Here is an 18,610-nt window from a genome sequence, read left to right as displayed (position 1 = left end):
CTTGCGGCTCAGGGAGTTGCGATGTGGGGGTTCACCCTGTGGCCCGGACCACAAGCTTTATGTGCTCATGTCAAATTACGCGCGAGTAGGTTCGCGGGGGAAGTTACGCGTCGGTAAAAACTGTGCGGACGCCGGCACGGCGCCGGCGGGACCGCTCTACGCGGACGGTGCCCGCCGCCTGGGCACCCATGACGAGTGGGGCGAGGCCGCGGCGGCGGTGACGGTGCGGTCGGTCGGCCCGGGGAAGCCGGGGCCGGTCGAGCCGACGGGCGTACCCGAGTCCCACCGCGGTCGCGGCTACGGCCGGGCGATCACGGTGGCCGGGTCGCGGGAGGAGGGCTCGTCGAGCGTGCGCGTGTGCACACCGAGTTCTCACATAGGCGGCGCCGCCACGTACAAGGCTGCCGGCTTCGGGGCGCGGCCGGAGGTGCGGGACCGGACGCGGCAGGCCTGACACCGGGGCCGCCCCGCACAGCGGGCGCGGGCTCCGGCGATCGGCCGCGTACACGGCCTCCCGGACGACGGTCGCCCGCCCCACGTGGGAGGCGCCGGCCGGAGCGACCGTGTCGACGAGGCCGGATTCGAGACACCGGGCGTCCAGCCGGTCCGGCGACGCGAACATCTCGAACCGGGCGGACCGGCGTGCGCGCGGTGCGGCGACGAAGTCGAGCGCCGGGTTCCCGCGGAGAAGGACATGCTCCAGGTCCACATCACCATCCCGGCAGGCGACTCTCGCCACCCACCAGGCACGCGCCACCCGGTCCGGCCGGGGCGGAACACCGCCCGCACCGGGTGGCGAAGGTCATGCGGGACAGCGGGGACGCGCACCGCGAAGACCCCCTCGGACCCAAGTCCCGCGCCGCGCGACGGGGGTGACGGCCCGGCAGCTCACCACGCCGCCCTCTGTTCGATTACTTCCGCACCGACCGGCCCCTTACCCGCTCGCCGACCTGGGGCGAGGGAGTTAAGGTAATCGAACGAACGTACGAGGAACGTATCGGGAAAAAGTCAGAAATGGGGTGGCGGAATGGAGGTGCGGCATGGCGGGCTTCGCCCATCTGCACGTCGCGTCCGGTTACTCCGCCCGCTACGGCGCCGCCCACCCCGAGCTCCTCGCCCGGCGGGCGGCCGAACTCGGCCTGCCGGATCTGGCGCTCACCGACCGGTCCACCGTGACCGGCGCTGTTCGATTCGCCCAGGCCTGCGCCCGGGAAGGGGTGCGGCCGGTCTTCGGCATCGACCTCGCGGTGGAGGCCCTCGCCCCACCGCCTCCGGCCGAGCGTCCGCGCACCCCCGCGCGCGGGGGCTCCCACGTCGTCGAACCGCCGCTGCGCGTCGTACTGCTCGCGCAGGACCGGACCGGCTGGGCGCGGCTCTGCCGCATCACCTCGGCGGCCCACGCCGGAGCGGTGTCCGGTGTCGCGCCGGTGGTGCCGTGGGCGGCGCTGCGTGAGCACGGCGGCCCCGGGCTGACCGTGCTGCTGGGCCCGCTGTCGGAGCCGGTACGGGCGCTGGCGGCGGGCCGCGAGGACGTCGCGGTGAAGCTGCTGGCGCCGTGGCGGCAGATCTTCGGCAGCGGGCTGCGGCTGGAGACCGTGGCCTACCAGCGGGCCGGCACGGGCCCGGGGTCGCTGCGGCTGGCGGCCCGTACCCTGGCGCTGGCCGACCGTACCGGCGTCACCGCCGTGCTCTCCAACGCGGTCCGCTACGCAGACCCCGCACAGCACCGCCTGGCCGACGTGCTGGACGCCGCACGGCTGCTGCGCCCCGTCGACCGGCGCCGCCTGGACAGCGGACAGCGCTGGCTCAAGGGCGAGGGCGCCATGGTCGCCGTCGCCCGCGCGATCGCCGCGTCCGCCGGTCTTGACGACCGCCGGGCACGCCGGCTGCTCGCGGACACCGCCGCGACGGCCGCCGGGTGCGTCCTCGCCCCGGGGGCGGACCTCGGCCTGGGGAGGCGGCACTTCCCGGAAGCGTCCCTGTTCGGCGCCGGGCCGGACGCCGGGGGCGCCGCCCGGCTGCTGCGCGAGCGCTCCGAGGCGGGGCTGGTCCGCCGGGGCCTGGACCGTGACGCGGACGCCCGGGAGCGGCTGGAGATGGAACTCGGGGTGATCTCCCGGCTGGGGTACGACTCGTACTTCCTCGCCGTCGGCCAGGCGGTGGCGGACATCCGCGAGCTGGGCATCCGGGTCGCGGCCCGTGGTTCCGGAGCGGGCTCGATGGTCTGCCACACCCTGGACATCGCCACCGCCAACCCGCTGGATCACCGGCTGCTGTTCGAACGCTTCCTCAGCGAGCGGCGCGCGTCGCTCCCGGACATCGACATCGACGTGGAGTCGGCGCGGCGGCTGGAGTGCTACGACGCGATTTTCGCCCGGTTCGGCAAGGAGCGGGTCGCGGTCACCGCGATGCCCGAGACCTACCGGGCCCGCCGCGCGCTGCGGGACACCGGCCTCGCGCTCGGCATCGCGCCGGACGAGGTGGACCGGATCGCCAAGAGCTTCCCGCACCTGCGGGCCTCCGACATCACGAGCGCCCTCGCCGAACTGCCCGAGCTGCGCGCTCTGGCGTCCCGGGCGAAACGTTACGGGCCGCTGTGGGAGCTCGCCGAGGGGCTCGACTCCCTGGTGCACGGCATGGCCATGCACCCGTGCGGGGTGATCATCAGCGACGCGAGCCTGCTGGACCGGCTGCCGGTGCAGCCCACCCCGCAGGGCGACTACCCCATGGCCATGGCCGCGAAGGAGGAGGTGGAGGCGCTGGGCAACATCAAGCTCGACGTGCTCGGGGTACGGATGCAGTCCGCGATGGCCCACGCCGTCGACGAGATCGAACGCGCGACCGGCGACCGGATCGACCTGGACGACCCGGAGCAGGTGCCGCTCGACGACGTCTTCGCGTTCAAGCTCATCCAGCAGAGCGAGACGATCGGGCTGTTCCAGCTCGAATCGCCCGGTCAGCAGGATCTGCTCTCCCGTCTCCAGCCGCGCAATCCGCAGGACGTCATCGCCGACATCAGCCTCTTCCGCCCGGGACCGGTCGCCGGAGGCATGCCCGAGCGGTACGTCGCCGCGCGGCACGGAAAAGCCCCCGCCTACGCCCACCCCGACCTCGAACCGGTGCTCGCCGACACCTACGGGGTCACCATCTGGCACGAGCAGATCATCGAGACCCTCTCCGTGATGACCGGCTGCGACCGGGCGATGGCCGAGGTGGGCCGCCGGGCGCTCGGGGACGGGAAGCGGCTGCCCGCCATGAAGAAGTGGTTCCACGACCGCGCGTCGGCCCGGGGCTACGACCCCGAGGTCCGCGCGAAGGTGTGGGCGACGGTGGAGGCGTTCGGCGCCTACGGTTTCTGCCGCGCGCACGCGGTGGCCTTCGCCGTACCGGCGCTGCAGAGCGCCTGGCTCAAGGCGCACCACCCCGCGTTCCTCCTCGCCGGGCTGCTCGAACACGACCCCGGGATGTGGCCCAGGCGCGTCGTCGTCGCCGACGCCCGCCGCCGGGGCGTGCCCGTACTTCCCGTGGACGTCAACCGTTCCCGCACCGGGTACGCCGTGGAGCGGACCGACGACGAGCGGTGGGGGGTGCGGCTCGCGCTGTCCTCCGTACGCGGTATCACCGAGGACGAGAGCGCCCGGATCGAGGCCGGTCAGCCCTACGACTCGCTGTCGGACTTCTGGCAGCGGGCCCGCCCGAGCCGGCCGCTGGCGGAACGCCTGGTGGAGATCGGCGCGTTCGCAGGGCTCGACGGGCTCGACGGGGGCCGGCTCACCCGGCGGGACCTGCTGCTGCACGTCGCCGAACTGCACCGGCAGTCCCGCACCCGTTCCGCGGGCGACGGTCAGCTCGCCCTCCACGCGGGCGCGGCGGGCGCGGCGGAGCCGAGCGGTCTGCCGGAGATGACCGGCCGCGAGGCGCTGGACGCCGAGCTGAACACGCTGGGCATCGACGTGTCCCGGCACCTCATGGTCCACCACCACCGGCTGCTGCGGGAGATCGGCGCGACGGACGCCGCGCACCTGGCCGACGTGCGCCAGGGGCAGCAGGTCCTGGTCGCCGGGGTGCGGGCCTCCACGCAGACCCCGCCCATCGCCAGCGGCAAGCGCATCATCTTCGTCACCCTGGAGGACGGCTCGGGCATGGTCGACCTGGTCTTCTTCGAGGACTCCCACCCGGCGTGCGCGCACACCGTCTTCCACAGCGGGCTGCTGCTGGTGCGCGGCACCGTGCAGGTGCGCGGCAACCGGCGCTCCGTGGTCGGCACCATGGCCTGGGACCTGGACCGGATCGCGGCGGCCCGCCGGGACGAGGGCCCCGCCGCCGCGCTCGCGCTGCTCGGCGGGGAGCGCCCGCACCCCACGCCCGCACAGCCGGGGCGCACGCTGGCCAACGGCACCTCGGGCGCCCGGCTGCACCCGTACGCCGACCTCCAGCCGGCCGGCAGCCGCTCGGCAGACCTGCGCAGGCTCGGCCACACCAGCCAGGGGAGCGCGGGATGACGGCCCCCCGCCCGGTCCGCCGCCGCCACATCGCCCATCTGCACCTGCACGCGGTGCCGGACGAGGAGCGGTACGCCGACATCGTCGAGCTGATGTCCGGCATCACCCCGCACGTCCAGGCCGTCCCGCCCGACGCCGTGCAGCTGGACCTCACCTCGGCGCTGCGCTACTTCGGCCTGCCCCCGTACGACCTGGTCCAGATGGTCAAGCTCCGCCTGTTCGCCCTGTACGGGATCGAGTGCGGAGCGGGGCTCGCCGGCAACCGCATGCTGGCCGCCATGGCGGCCGACGTGTCCGGGCCGGGCGAGACCACGGAGGTCCCCGCCGACCGGGCGGACTCCTGGCTGCGCCCCCGCCCGGTCACCGCGCTGCCCGGCATCGGCCGCGCCACGGCGACCACGCTGGGGCGGTACGGCGTGCACACCATCGGCCAGATCGCCGACCTGCCGCCGCTGACCCTCCAGCGTCTGCTGGGCGCCGGTCCCGCTCGGCTGCTGGCCGAGCACGCGCGGGGCCGCGACCCCCGTCCGGTCGTGCGCGAGGAGCCGGCCGCCCACCTCTCCGTCGATCTGGTGCTCGACCGGGACTGCCTCGACCCCGGACTGCACCACCGGGCGGTACTGGGGCTGGCCGAACGGCTGGGCCTGCGCCTGCGCGCCGGGCACCAGGTCGCCGGGCGGCTGACGCTCACCGTGCGGTACGCCGACCGGACGTCCAGCACCCGGACCCGTACCTGTGCCGAACCCACCGGTCACTCCCCCCTCCTCGCCACCGCCGCGCTGGGGCTGCTGGACTCGCTCGGCCTGCAACGTGCCCGGGTGCGCGCCTACACCCTGCGTGCGGACGCCCTCTCGCCCGCCGAGGACGCCCCGCGCCAGCTCTCCCTGGACCCGGTCGACGACCGGTCCCGCGCCGCCGAGGCCGCCTCGGACCGGGCCCGCCGGCGCTTCGGCGCGGGGGCCGTACGGCCCGCGAGCCTGGCCCCGGCGCCGGCGGGGGCACCTCGAAGGCACCCGCCCGCCGCGTGACAACGGGCGGGCCGCCGCCCCCTTGCGCCATTCGGCCCGCACCGCCTGCGCGAAGTGCCGGCCGGATCGAGCGTGGGGGCATGAACTTCGCCGGCGAGGTCAAACAGGCCGTCACGCCACGGGCCGCCCTGCTGGTCCTGGGCGTGCTGGTCCTCCAATTGCTCTTCATCGCCTCCTACGTGGGCGCGCTGCACCGGCCGGTGCCGACCGACGTCCCCTTCGGTGTCGTGGCGCCCCCGCAGGCGTCCCAGCAGCTGGTCACCGATCTGGACGGGCTCCCGGGCGGCCCGCTCGACCCACGCGCCGTCGACGACGCCGCCGAGGCACGCCGGCAGATCATGAACCGTGAGATCGACGGCGCCCTCGTGGTGAACCCGACCGGCACGACGGACACCCTGTTCGTCGCCTCCGGCGGCGGCTCCGCGCTCGCCACCTCCCTGGAGAAGACCACCACCGCGGCCTTGGCCCAGCAGCAGCGCACCGTGCGGACCGTCGACCTGGCCCCTGCTTCCTCCGACGACTTCGACGGGCTCTCGTCCTTCTACCTGGTCGTCGGCTGGTGCGTGGGCGGCTATCTCTGCGCCTCGATCCTCGCGATCAGCGCGGGCTCCCGGCCGGCCAGTCTCCGACGCGCGCTCATCCGCACCCTGGTCATGGCGGTGTACTCGGTGCTGGGCGGCATCGGCGGCGCGATCATCGTCGGGCCCGTCCTCGGCGCGCTGCCCGGCAGCCTCTGGGGACTGGCGGGACTGGGCGCGCTGGTCGTCTTCGCCACCGGCATGATCACCCTCGCCCTGCAGGCGCTGACCGGCATCGTCGGCATCGGGCTGGCCGTCCTGATCATCGTGATCGCGGGCAACCCGAGCGCGGGCGGCGCCTTCCCGCTGCCGATGCTGCCGGACTTCTGGCGCGCGATCGGCCCGGCCCTGCCCCCGGGCGCCGGCACCTGGGTCGCCCGTTCGATCGCCTACTTCCGGGGCAACGCGGTCACCGGATCCCTGCTGGTCCTCTCCGCCTGGGCGGTGGCCGGTACGGCCCTGACACTGCTGCTCTCCCTGCGCCACAAGCGGACGGACGCCAACGGAACCGGTGGGACCGGCGGCACGCCGCGTCCGTCACCCGGCGCCTCAGGAAGCACGGGAACCCCTCCAGGGGGCGCACACACCGTGTGACTCCGTTTCCCTCCCAACAGGTAGTGCGCATAAGGCCTTTGATGACCCATCATCGAAATGAGGCAGCGCGCACCGGGCACAAACGCCCGGGCCGGCCGGGGACTTGAGGAGGTACGGGTGCGCAATCGGGTGCGCGTGACGGACGGACGTCACCTGATCGTGGAGCGTCAGGGGGATCTGCACGGAAGACCGGTCTTCCTGCTGCACGGCACCCCGGGCAGCAGGCTCGGGCCCGCTCCGCGCGGCATGGTCATGTACCAGCGCCAGACCCAGCTCATCACCTACGACCGGCCCGGCTACGGCGAGTCCGACCGGCATCCGGGCCGCCGCGTGAGCGACGTCGTCGAGGACGTACGCGCCATCGCCGACGCCCTCGGCCTGGAACGGTTCGCCGTGGTGGGCCGCTCCGGCGGCGCCCCGCACGCCCTGGCCTGCGCAGCACTGATGCCCGACCGGGTGACCAGGGCGGCCGCTCTGGTCACCCTGGCCCCCTGGGACGCACCGGGGCTCGACTGGTTCGAGGGGATGGCCGCCTCCAACGTGCTGGCGTACTCCACCGCGGCGGCCGACCCGGACAGCCTCACGGAGTCCTTCATCGTCCGTTCCGCCGAGATCCGGGTCGACCCGGTACGGCTCCTGGACGACCTGCGGCGCGAACTCACCGACTCCGACAGGGTGGTGGTGAACGACGCGGGCATCCGCTCACTGCTGCTGCGCAACTACAGCGAGGGTCTGCGGACTTCGGCGTACGGCTGGATCGACGACGCCATCGCCTTCAGCAGGCCGTGGGGCTTCGACCCGGCCGACATCACCTGCCCGGTGATGCTCTGGCACGGCGAGAAGGACGTCTTCTCACCGGCCAGCCACTCCCGTTGGCTGGGCGGAAGGATTCCGGGCGCGACCACCGTGCTCGAACCGACCGCGGCCCACTTCGACGCCCTGTCGGTGCTCCCGCGGGTACTGAACTGGCTCCTGGACGAACGTGAGTCCAGCGTCGGTTCGATGAGCTGAGCTCCGCCGGAACCCTTTCGACCGCACGATGAGGGCGGGCCTCCCGGATGGCGGCCCGCCCTTCACCGTGCGCTCAGACCTGGATCGGCTCCAGCTCCCGCTCGAACCTTCTCCCGTCCCGCGCGATCCGCGTCATCGGATGATCGTCACCGAGCTGGCGGGCCAGCTCGGTGACGATCCTCGTCCGCACCTTCTGGGCCTCGTCCCCGCGGCCGAGGTCTTCCAGCGTGACCGCCATGTTCCCCACCATGGCCAGCGCCTCCGGATGCTGAGCCCCGAGAGCCTCCGCGAGCTGCCCGGCGAGGAACTGCTCCGTCTCCAGTACGAGCTCCTCGTCCCCCAGCGCCGCGGTCGCGTTCGCCAGATTCATCACGCAGAAGAGCGTGTGCGGGTGCTCCCTGCCGAACAGCTCCCGCATCAGGTCGACGACCCGCCGGGACGTCCTGGCCGCCTCCTCCGCCTCCCCCGAGCCGAGCAGGTAGACGGCCAGGTTGTTCTGCGCGGCCAGGGTGTACGGGTGCCTCTCGCCCGGCACCAGCAGGTACTGGTCGACCACCTCTTTCGCCGTGTCCCTCGCCTGGGTCGATTCGCCGATCGCGTAGAAGTCGGCCGCCAGGTTCAGGTCGCAGGCCAGCGACTCCGGGTTGACGGAGGTGTACTTCGCCCGGTACCTGGCACGGGTGGCCAGTGTCAGTCTGCGGGCGTCCTCCAGCTGCCCCGCCCGGCGCAGTGCCACCGCGAGCGCCTTGGCGGCGGAGAGCGTGCCGGGGAAGGAGGGCCCGAGAGTCCTCTTGTAGCTGTCGTACGTGCGGCTGAGCAGCGCCACCGAGTCCTCGTACCGGCCGACGTCCCGCAGGTCGCGAGCAAGGCTCACGGCGGAGGACAGACTGTACGGATGCTCCGCCCCGAGCACCTCGCTGCGCCGGTCGTACACCTCCTGGTCGATCTCCCTCGCCCGGGAGTACTGCCCGACCAGGCGCAGGTTGAGCGCCAGGTTGTTCGCCGCCGCGAGCGTCCTCGGATGGCCCTCGTGGAATATCTCGCCGAAGCCCTCCCGGGCCTCGGTGGCCAGCTCGATCGCCCGGCCGTACTCCCCCAGCATGCCGAGGTCGGTCGCCAGACTGCTCGTGGTCATGTAGGTGTGCGGGTGCTCGGCACCCAGGATGTCGCGCTGCCGCTGGAGGGTGATCTCGTCGAGCTCCTTGGCCTCCACGTAACGCCCGCGCGAGCGGAAGATGTTGGAGATGTGGAAGCAGAGATAGAGGTACTGGATGTCCTCCTTCCCCAGCATCTCCGCCCAGGTGGCCCGGAGTTCGGCGCCCAGCGCACCCGCCGTGCGGACGTCGCCGCGCTTCCAGAGGTAGCGGACGCGGTCGATCAGCAGCCTGCGGGTCTCCGGCTCCCCGCAGTGGCGGGCCCCGGACGGTCCCAGGTGCGGCCAGATGGTGGCGAACCGCGCCCAGTTCTCCGGGTTGTCGATCGGCTCGTCGTCGTCCGGCCGGGCCCCCGCCAGGACGCGGTGGACCACGTGCCGGGCCTCCCGCTGCTCCTCCTCGCTGAGCTGGGCCTTGATGACGGCCTGCACCAGCCGGTGCACCTGGATCGAGTTGGAGACCTGGTCGACCTTGGCGAGCGCGAAACGGCCGATCTCCCGGATGACCCTTCCGAGGACGAGCTTCTCCTGGAGGGAGGAGTCGTACGGCTTCAGCGCCTCGATCATCTCCTTGCTGTACAGGAGGTTCGCGTTGATCGGCTCGGGCGCGAAGAAGGCGCAGAGCTGGAGCAGCCGCACCGCCGCCGGCGACCGTTCCTTGAGCCGCTCGATGGAGACGTTCCAGGTGGCTGCCACGGGTTCCGGGTAGCCGGCGGGCTGGTTGAGGGAGAGTACCTGGGCGGCCTGCTCCGCGAGCTGGTCGAGATAGGTGTCGACGGGGGTCGCCGTCTCCGCGATCCAGGCGGCGGCCTGTTCGACGGCGAGCGGCAGGTCACCGACGGCCGTGGCCACCCGCGCGGCGTCCTCCTGGCTGAGACCGGGGGCTCGGCGGCGGAGGTGTTCGACGGACTCCTCGCGCAGGAAGACGTCGACGGGCAGCGCGTCGCCGTGCTGCGACCAGGCCTGGTTCCGGGACGTCACCAGGATGTGGCCGGAGCCGCCCTGCGGGAAGTAACGCCTGATCCGCTCGGGGTCGTCCGCGTTGTCGAAGACCAGCAGCCACCGGTCGGAGGGCACTCCCCGGCGCAGCAGGTCGACCGCTTCCTTGGAGGCCGCCGCCATGTCGTCGCCGCCCTGCGCTCCCAGCCGGGAGGCGAGTTCCGCGAGTCCGGCGACCACGTCGTCGGTCTGTTCGGAGGCGATCCACCACACCAGGTCGTAGTCGGCCATGAAGCGGTGCACGTACTCCAGCGCCACCTGTGTCTTGCCGACGCCGCCGAGGCCGTACAGGGTCTGTGGCTGGGGCAGCACCACCGCCATGCCGCCGCCGAGCTGGTCGCGCATGCGTTCCAGTACCAGGGAGCGGCCGGTGAATCCGGGGTTGCGCGGCGGGGCGTTCCAGATCTTCGGGACCGTGCCGGGGAACCTGGGCCCCGGTGCCGCCCCGTCGACCAGTTGGGTCGGGCGGTCCAGTGCGCGGAGCAGGGCGGCCATGGCATGGGTTTCGTCGAGCCGGAAGAGGTCGACCGGGTTGCGGTCGATGTAGGAGGAGGTGAGCCGGACGTCTCCGACGCGGAACAGGATCTGGCGTCGGCCGCCTCCCTGGTCCTCGGCGGCTGCCCGCTGCCACAGTTCGGTGGCGCGCTGGGACTTGAGATAGGCGCTGGAGAGCAGCACGACGGTGCGGGCGGCGGTGTCCGGCGCGGTGGTGGGCGGTTCCCGGTCCTCCCGCTCGGTGGAGACGTCGCGCGGCACGACCCGGAAACCGGCCCGGGTCAGGACTGATTCGATCCAGTCCGCCCACATCCGGTTCTCCGCGACGTAGTTGAGGAAGATGTCGGCGGGGAGGGCGGGCCTGCGCCGGGTGAAGGCATCGCGGATGCGCAGCCGGACGTCCTCCGCGACCGCCGGCATGGCGGTGACCTCCTGGTCGGTGATGACCGACACGAGCCGTTCGAACGCGGAGAGCAGCGAGTTGGAGAGTCCGGCTTCGTCGCCGAAGGTCGCGAGCGTCTCCTCGTACGCGTAGTAGGGGCGGTACGGGATCTCCACCGCACCCCAGTAGGCGGTGAGTTCGTCGCCGGACAGGTCGCGCGGCAGCCGGTCGAACTTGAAGCGGGCGAGGGCCCGTCCGGCGTCGGCCTTCTCCTTCTCGCCCTCGTCGATGCGCATCGGAACGGGGTAGATGGCGATCGGACGCCCGGTGTAGCGCTCGGCCATCTGGCGCGCCACGGAGGCGGCTCCGTCGATGGACTGGTCGCTGAGGGTGAAGCAGTCCACCAGTACGTCGGGGAGGTGGACGGTGCAGATGTCGGCGATGTCGCTGAGACCGGTACGGCTGTCGATGAGGACGTAGTCGTAGTTGGCCTTCATGTCGTCGCGCAGGGCGTCGAAGAAGTTCCCGCCGCCGAGCCGGTCGTAGAAGTTGTCCCAGTCGAACGTGGAGACGGCCGCGGAGTACTCACGGTTCTGGCGCCCGGCCGAGACGAAGTCGAGGGTGCCTCCCCTGGGGAACTCCCAGCCGAGCGCCTCCGGTGTCAGGGAGACGGCGTGCTGCTGGATGCGCGCGTAGTCGCGGTGCCAGTCGTCGGGACGCTGTGCGGGGCTGGTGGCGGCCCAGGCGTAGTCGGTGATGAGGTCGATGACGCCCGTGGTGGCGCCGAGCGTGGAGGGGTCGAGGAAGGGGTGGAAGAACCGGTGCAGGCCCGGTGCCTCCAGGTCCCAGTCGACGGCCAGTACCCGCTTGCCGTTGGCGGCCAGGATCCAGGCGGTGTTGGCCAGGGCCATGGTGCGCCCCGTGCCTCCCTTGTACGAGTAGAAAGTGACGATCCGCCCGTCACGACCGGCTGTCATACGTCCTCCGCTTGCGTCCCAGGGTGGAGCGTGTCGGGTATGAACTGCGTGTTGCCCATGGGGCCCGTCAGTCGGGTGCGTTCGCTGTGCCCGCCGCCGCTGCCGGGCGGATAGACGGTCGCGTTGCGCAGATACTGCTGCGCGGCGACTTCGACGACCTGGGGCAGGATCTGGCCGAACGCCTCCATGCTGGGCACTCCTTTGGCCGCGACGCGGCAGAAGGCGCGTCCCTGGCTCATCTTGACGGGCAGGGTCCGTTCGAGGATCGCCGTGAGTTCCGCCTCCGCGTCCGGGCTCTGCGGGTCGTCCCGGTTCCATGGCACCACCAGGATCACCCAGGGTCTGTTCTCGGCGTCGAACGCGGCGAGCCTGCGGCGGCGGTCCTCGTCCTGGAGCGCCCAACGGTCGAGTATGAGTATTTCCGGTGTGGTGGGCGCCCGCTTGTCCTCCAACTGGCCGGTGTCCTCGTCGAACGAGCCGATCACCGCTTGGTAGTTGAGCGAGCGGACGAGCTCTTCGGTGACGTACGCCAGCGGGCGCGCGGCGGCCGGGTGGTAGGGGTTCCAGTCCTGCGGGTTGTCGCCGTAGTAGGCCGTGTCCCGCCCGGGCGGCAGATCGTGGCGAGTGGGTGCGGCGATGGTGATCCGCATCGGCTTCGGTGCTCCCGCCCCGCTGCTGCGGGAGCCGAAGGCGCTGGGGGCGAGGCGGTAGTCGACGGGTCTCCCGGTGTCGATCCGCACGGTGTCGGCGACGGTGACGATGCGCTTGGCCAGCTCGTAGACGGCTCGTTCGTACTCCTGGGCGAAGAGCCTGAGCTTGATCAGCCCGTAGAGCCCGTCGCTGACGTAGCGTTCTCCGAAGTCCCGGTGGTTGAACTGGATCCGCTCGGCGGAGCCCGGTAACTGACTGGGCGGCACCGGTACCCAGAGCGCGGGGACGATGGCCTCGGCCGACTGGTTGGAGCGGGCCCGATGGTGGATCGCGCGCTGTTCGAAGGCGTACCACTCCTTGCCGCACATCTCACTGGCGAAGTAGCGCGGCGAGAACAGCGGAACGAAGACCCGGCAGGTGGCGAGCACCGAGCCGAGCCGTTCCGACCAGCCCTCGCCGGATCGTATTTCCCGGTCCATGAAGCCCGCGGGCGTACCCGCGGGAAGATCGGTCATGGCCATCACATGGCCGCAGAGATCTTGGAAAAGGCGTTCGACCCACATATCGGGGTCCGTTCCACCGCCGTACCCCGGTGTGTGCGCGTAACTGAGGAAGAAGTACGGCCGATGGTCCGACGCTCGCTGTTGCATCATGCGTGCACACGACCCCCGTCCTGTGTGAGCACCCACATCCGATGCTACGGAGTGAATGCGAGCGAATTCATCATTCCGGAGCGGACCGCACTTCGCTCCTCTGATCTTCGGTCATTCATCGCCCCTTTTCAGTCATCTCCCCAGGAGGACCGATCACTTACCTTCTTGATCGAAGATTGTCCTGGGACGGTTGTTCCCGCTTGTCCCCTGTGTACCGCTGAGCTCCTTTCGGAGCACGTCCAACAGTCGTTTTCCGTGAACGGTAGGTTCGGGGGCCCCTTCGAGCAGATCGAGCGCCTCCTGTACGCCCGCCGGGAATTCCGGGTCGAACAGCCCGACACCCACGCGTTCATGGGTCTCGGCCAGCAGACGGGAGAACGGAACGGCCGTCCCGTCCCAGGGCGACAGATACTCCCAGTCCCCGTCCGCCGCGTACAGGTCCGTGACGTCGCACAGACCCCGCAGTTCACTTCTGCGGTGGGCGCGCACCATTTCGACCGCCAGTTCGTCGCCCTCGGCATCCACCCGGACTCCGAGAGCCCCATGGCCGCGTGGCCCCTCGGCCCGACCGCCGAGGATCAGCGGGGTGATGGTGGTCACCGCCTCCGCCATGGCCTCGGCCACCGCCGGGGCCACCGCCTCGATCCGGGCCCAGGCACGGAGGACGGCCTCGCCGAAGGCCTGGAAGGCCTCGGGTTCCAGACGGGGCGCCGCCGGCGCCGCGTGGCAGTCCCGGTACGGGTCGAGATCGTCGACGGCCCAGCCGGACCGTCCGGTCACCGCGAGCCGGCGGACCGGACGCCAGTCACCACCGTCCGGCTTCCCGGGACCGACGCGCAGCTCCTCACCGCTCTCGCGTTCCACCACGAATCCGCCGTCCTCGCCCCGGACGAGGACCGTCCCGTGGTCGTCCGCGTCTCCGAGCGTCAGTTCTCCGAGCGTGGGAAGGAAGAGTTCGCCTCGTCGGTAGCTCACCGGCACCGGGTCCGTCAGACCGGCCAGCACTGTCGCCGCAGCCACGTACGAGGTGAGTACCGATGCGTCCGCGACGGCCCGGTCCTCGTCGGTGCGGAGGCCTTCCACGGTCCCCTGGAGCCAGGAACGCGCGTACGGGTGGGCGAGTACGTGGTCGAGACCCGCGACCCCGACGTCCGACGCCTCCAAGGCGCCCGCCCGTTCCCACGCCCGCAGCCACGGCTCGCCCGCGAGGCCACCGAGCAGGGCGTGGAGGCCGGCCAGCAGCGTGCGCGTGAGTTCGTGCTGCTCGGCGGCCGCCCCGGCCGGGCCGGACAGTGCGGGAGAGACGAGGGCCGACGCCGTGCGCTCCTCGATCCCGCGCACCAGGGCTTCGAGATCCGCGCAGTACACGGACGGGTTGTCGAACTCGTTGGAGGAGCGATAGCGGTGGGTGTAGAGCCCTCCCCCGCACGAACGTACGACGGGGCAACTGCGGCAGTCCTCGCTGACGCCCGTCAGGCCGAGCTGGCGAGCCCGCACTCCCGGGTGGGCCGCCACCTGGTCGAAGGAGTGCGTGAAGACGTCGAAGCCGGTCGCGGCGGCTCCCTCGTACGCGCTCTTGAGCGAATCCACCTGTTCGAGTTGCCCGTCCGTTTCCACGACGACCAGGTCCGTGGGGGCGAGCCCGAGCGATTCCGTGAGACTCGGTCCGCCGCCCAGGGTGGACACCACGGAGGAGAACAGCCGGACCGGCACCGGACGCCCCTGCTCCTGCCAGCGATCGAAGATCGCGAGAAGCCAGTCGGCGTAGGCGGTGGGTGACCCGTCGGGGCGCGGCGGCGGATCGTCCCAGGTGGCGTGCGGAAGGAGGAAGTCGATGAGCGGGGGTTCGAGTTCGGTCAGGGCGTCGAGCACCGCGTGCGGGTCGTTGGCGATGTCGATCGTGCAGAGGAGGCCCAGATTCAGGTGGCGATAGCGGTCCTGCCGGAGCAGCTCCACAGCCTTGAGCACGAGCGGGTGACTGCTGCGACCGTCCGCGAAACGACGGTGCCGGTCGTTGGCCGCCTGGTCGCCGTCGAGGGAGATGCCCACCTTGACGTCGAACTCGTCGAAGAGATCCAGATACCGCGGACTGAGCTGAAGGCCATTGGTGTGGATACGGAGATCCAGTTCGGCGACGCCCGCGAGCGCGGAGCCGAACTCCTCGCAGACGCGGCGCAAGCGCGCGGGGCCCGCGAGTAGCGGCTCCCCTCCGTGCAGGATCACTGACACGGAGGGCAGTGCATGTGTCCTGGCGTGCTCAGCCAACCGCTGAGCCGTCCGCTGAATCACCTGGTCAGAGATTGTTTTGGGGCGGGTTCGCCAACTCTGGTCAGCATGTTCATAGACATAGCAATGATCACAGGCAAGATCGCACCTGCTGTGAACCTTCAGAACGATTTCACGGAATGGGACCGGGGGTCCTGTCATTCCGTCATTCTAGCCATCGGCACCAGGTGCGTCGGCCGTACGTGAGTGACGATCTGTCACGACACGTCCCCGGGCGAACTCCGGATCAGAGCGAAGAGTTGAACGTCGACGCCTTGTTCGGGCGACCGCCGGAAACCGTGACGATCCGCCCGAGCTTCTCGGCGGCGTCGCCACCGGCGATCTCGATCTTGGAGAGCGGCACACGGCTGGTCTTCGCGGTGGCGAAGGAGGAGGGGAATGCGTAGGTCTTCACGGCCGTCCTTGAGTGGCTCGTTCCGGACATGGAAACAGCACCGGCCAGCTGCACCATTGCAGTGTCCGGCGTCACGACTTTACTCTCAGATTCTCGACGAGCACATCTTCACAGACATGTGTACCCCCATCGGAGCGCGGAAGTTACCCGAATGGGCGGAACAGGCCATTCCATCAGCAGGACTCCCCCTGTTTTGATCAAGGAGCGGACATGACGGCGATTCCTGAACCCCTGCGGAGCATGGTCTTCAGGAATGCCGACCTGCCCGAACTCTTCCACCGCACCGACGCCGTCGCGGTCGCCCGGCAGCGGGAGACGACCCGCACGAACCGCGCGCAGCTGGCCCTCCTCGTCCTCGGGGCGGTGCCGGCCGCCCTGCCGTGGAGCGTGGAGGTCGGGGACTCGCTCCAACTACTGGACTTACTCGGGGCATTGGCCTACGCCAGTGTTCTGGTCATCACCTTCCTCGCCTCGCACCGCAAAGCAAAGTCGCATTGGCAACTCAACCGCTCCGCAGCGGAGTTCATCAAGTCGAACTGCTGGCGCTACGCCGTGCACGGCTCACCGTTCGACACCACGACGCAGCACCCCGAGGCGGTCTTCGCCAGCAGGCTGGAAGAGGGTCTCCAGGAACTGCGGAAGGCCGGATGGGACGATCCCCGCGACGGCCTCGACGGTCCGGACGGCGGCCTCATCACCGACTCCATGCGGCAGTTGCGGGACAGGGCGTACACGGTACGCAAGGAGACGTACATCCGGGACCGGCTCATCGAACAGCGACGCTGGTACCGGAGAAGGCAGTTGGTCTCCCGACGGGGTGCGCTGGTCTGGTCGGGCACGGTGGCGGCGCTGACGGTGCCGGCGCTGGCCCTCTGCCTGTTGCAGACCTTCGGGACGGGACGGTCCTTCGGGCTGACCGGGGTGCTGTCCGCCGCCGCGGCGGGGTGCCTGGCCTGGAACGAGACGCGCCGCCACCACCCGCTGATCTCGGCCCACTCCGTGGTCGAGAAGGATCTGGAGTCGATGCAGGCGGCGATGGAGACCTCGCTCACCGAACGGCAGTGGCCGGTCGCGGTCTTCGAGACCGAGCGCATCGTCTCCCCCGAGCACACGGACTGGCTGGCGCGCCACCGCGGCTGAGGGCCCATCACCTACCGTGGGTGCGCGTCCCTCAGTCGCGGCGCACGCCTTCGCGCCAGATCACCGTGACCGGGCGGCCCAGGGCGCGCGCGTAGGTGACGATGTCGCCGGTGCCGCCGAGCCCTCGGGCCGGGAGGCCGTCCCAGACGGCGACGAGCCGGTCGCAGTGGTCGGCGATCCAGGTGCCCGCCGCGTAGTAGGCCTCGTCCGTGGAGTGCGGGTGGTCGAGCCGGACCTCCCTCCCGGCGAGGGATTTGAGCATGAGGTAGCGCGCGAGGTCCTCCTCCTCCTCGAAGCACTTCTCGTAGTCGTCGCTGGGGATCACCGCCGTCAACCGCGCGCCGCGCGCGAGGGCCAGTTGGGCGAAGAGCTGGTCCGCCCCCACGGCGAGGCTGGAGAGCGCCTCCAGTGACTCCCCGCTCACCCGCAGCGCCTCGCACAGGCCCTCGTACACCTGGGCGTAGGCCGCCGGGGGAATGGAACGGTGTCCTGTCACTCCGATGCGATGCACGGGCCTCGAACCCCCTGGGTGTCTGCGGGAGCCGGAGGCACCCCTCCGTACGGACCTGGCGTCCGCCCCCGACGCTCCTCTGCGTCCGACCGTGCGGCCATCATCCCGCACGGCGGGGGGCGCGCGGGAGCCCCCGTTCGAAGCGAACGGGGGCTCTACGCGTCCGCGGAATCACGGAACGCGCCACGGGCCGGGTCCGTGGGGTCCGCCGGCGCGTGCGGGCACCGGCGGACCGTCGGATCAGAAGACACTGACTCCGTACGCGCTCAGCGCTTCGGTGACGGGCTGGAAGAAGGTCGTGCCGCCCGAGGTGCAGTCGCCGCTGCCGCCCGAGGTGAGGCCGATGGCCAGGGTGCCGGAGTAGAGCGGGCCGCCGGAGTCGCCGGGCTCGGCGCACACGTTGGTGCGGATCAGACCCGAGACGATCTCCCCGTTGCCGTAGTTGACGGTGGCGTTGAGGCCGGTCACCGTGCCGCTGTGGATGCCGGTGGTGGAGCCGCGGCGGGTCACGGACTGACCGACGGTGGCGTTCGCCGCGCCGGTGATGTCCACGCTGCCCACGGTGCCGCTCTTGGTGACGCTGCTGTTGGTGTAGGTCACCAGGCCGTAGTCGTTGCCCGGGAAGCTGGATCCCGAGGTGGTGCCGAGCGTGGTGGTGTGGGCCGAGTTGGACCACCAGGTGCCCGCGCCGTCGGTGCAGTGCCCGGCGGTCAGGAAGTAGTAGGTGCTGCCACTGCGGACGTTGAAGCCGAGCGAGCAGCGCCAGCTGCTCGCGTAGATCGCGTCGCCGCCCGAGATCAGCTTGCTGAAGGTGCCGGCCGTGCGCTCGATGCGCAGGGCGCCGGCCTCGTCGCCCGCGGTCTCCTTGATCTTCGCGATCTCTGCCTGGGTGACCGTGCTGTCGACGGTGACCACGAGGCGCTTGGTGGCGGGGTCGACGCTCCAGGCGGTGCCCGGGACGTCTGCGGTGAGCACGGCGTCGCTCGCGGCGGTGAGCTGGGTGGTGCTGTACGTACCGGCCGAGTCGGCGTTGGCCGCGGGGACGGCGAGCGCCGCTACGGCGACCAGGCCCGCCGCGACGGCGACGGCCCTGCCGCGTCTGGCGACGGCGCTGAGGGGGGTGGTGCGCTTGATCCTCACTTCGCGTTCCTCCAAGGGGGAATCAGGGGCCCGTCCGTGGGGTGGCGGACCCGTGAGGCGCGGTCAGGCGTCGGACTTCCGGCAGGTGTTCGCTATGCGGATGCCGTGTTCCTGAC

General features: G+C 71.2%; 12 protein-coding genes. 5 read left to right on the top strand and 7 right to left on the bottom strand.

All coding sequences use genetic code 11. The features are described from left to right. Positions 1–103 precede the first annotated feature (103 nt). Positions 104–709 carry an ABATE domain-containing protein gene (locus OHT52_RS31555; protein ID WP_443046664.1) on the bottom strand — a complete coding sequence of 202 codons (606 nt, stop codon included), beginning with the start codon at positions 707–709 and terminating at the stop codon, positions 104–106. 331 nt (positions 710–1,040) lie between these two features. On the opposite strand from OHT52_RS31555, the gene OHT52_RS25550 reads away from it, so the two are divergent. The 4 genes from OHT52_RS25550 (at position 1,041) to OHT52_RS25535 (ending at position 7,713) form a co-directional block, all read left to right on the top strand. Further along, the gene (locus OHT52_RS25550) at positions 1,041–4,502 is read left to right on the top strand and encodes a DNA polymerase III subunit alpha (protein ID WP_328722526.1); all 3,462 of its coding nucleotides are present in this window, start codon (positions 1,041–1,043) and stop codon (positions 4,500–4,502) included. Then, the gene (locus OHT52_RS25545; RefSeq protein WP_328722525.1) at positions 4,499–5,530 is read left to right on the top strand and encodes a DNA polymerase Y family protein; all 1,032 of its coding nucleotides are present in this window, start codon (positions 4,499–4,501) and stop codon (positions 5,528–5,530) included. Before OHT52_RS25550 ends, OHT52_RS25545 begins: the two co-directional genes overlap by 4 nt. An 80-nt stretch (positions 5,531–5,610) precedes the next feature. Next, positions 5,611–6,702, top strand: a complete 1,092-nt coding sequence (locus OHT52_RS25540; RefSeq protein WP_328722524.1) for a DUF3533 domain-containing protein — start codon at positions 5,611–5,613, stop codon at positions 6,700–6,702. Between the two features lie 117 nt (positions 6,703–6,819). Further along, on the top strand, positions 6,820–7,713 hold the full coding sequence (locus OHT52_RS25535; RefSeq protein WP_328722523.1) for an alpha/beta fold hydrolase: 894 nt from the start codon (positions 6,820–6,822) through the stop codon (positions 7,711–7,713). A 73-nt stretch (positions 7,714–7,786) separates the two neighbouring features. Here the strand turns inward: OHT52_RS25535 and fxsT are convergent, their stop codons facing one another. The 4 genes from fxsT to OHT52_RS25515 form a co-directional block, all read right to left on the bottom strand. Beyond that, on the bottom strand, positions 7,787–11,719 hold the full coding sequence (fxsT, locus tag OHT52_RS25530) for an FxSxx-COOH system tetratricopeptide repeat protein (protein ID WP_328722522.1): 3,933 nt from the start codon (positions 11,717–11,719) through the stop codon (positions 7,787–7,789). Next, positions 11,716–13,020: a TIR-like protein FxsC gene (locus OHT52_RS25525; protein ID WP_328723899.1), complete on the bottom strand. Its 1,305-nt coding sequence runs from the start codon at positions 13,018–13,020 to the stop codon at positions 11,716–11,718. The genes fxsT and OHT52_RS25525 overlap by 4 nt, the downstream gene beginning before the upstream one ends. A gap of 156 nt (positions 13,021–13,176) precedes the next feature. Next, on the bottom strand, positions 13,177–15,450 hold the full coding sequence (gene fxsBH / locus OHT52_RS25520) for a radical SAM/SPASM protein FxsBH, inactivated beta-hydroxylase extension form (protein ID WP_328722521.1): 2,274 nt from the start codon (positions 15,448–15,450) through the stop codon (positions 13,177–13,179). Positions 15,451–15,535: 85 nt separating this feature from the next. After that, the gene (locus OHT52_RS25515) at positions 15,536–15,703 is read right to left on the bottom strand and encodes an FXSXX-COOH protein (RefSeq protein WP_328722520.1); all 168 of its coding nucleotides are present in this window, start codon (positions 15,701–15,703) and stop codon (positions 15,536–15,538) included. Between the two features lie 210 nt (positions 15,704–15,913). Here OHT52_RS25515 and OHT52_RS25510 point away from each other — a divergent pair, with 210 nt between their 5' ends. Beyond that, positions 15,914–16,843: a DUF4231 domain-containing protein gene (locus tag OHT52_RS25510; protein WP_328722519.1), complete on the top strand. Its 930-nt coding sequence runs from the start codon at positions 15,914–15,916 to the stop codon at positions 16,841–16,843. A 31-nt stretch (positions 16,844–16,874) separates the two neighbouring features. On the opposite strand, the gene OHT52_RS25505 is transcribed toward OHT52_RS25510, so the two are convergent. Together OHT52_RS25505 and OHT52_RS25500 are read right to left on the bottom strand one after the other, a co-directional pair. Continuing rightward, positions 16,875–17,354 carry a hypothetical protein gene (locus OHT52_RS25505; RefSeq protein ID WP_328722518.1) on the bottom strand — a complete coding sequence of 160 codons (480 nt, stop codon included), beginning with the start codon at positions 17,352–17,354 and terminating at the stop codon, positions 16,875–16,877. 240 nt (positions 17,355–17,594) lie between these two features. Beyond that, positions 17,595–18,494 (bottom strand): S1 family peptidase, encoded by a 900-nt coding sequence (locus OHT52_RS25500; protein ID WP_328722517.1) that lies wholly within the window; start codon positions 18,492–18,494, stop codon positions 17,595–17,597. Between the last annotated feature and the right edge of the window lie 116 nt (positions 18,495–18,610).

Source organism: Streptomyces sp. NBC_00247, from assembly GCF_036188265.1.
Taxonomy (GTDB): Bacteria; Actinomycetota; Actinomycetes; order Streptomycetales; family Streptomycetaceae; genus Streptomyces.
The sequence above is the reverse complement of the archived record's forward strand: the minus strand, read 5'-3'. Positions and strand labels throughout refer to the sequence as shown.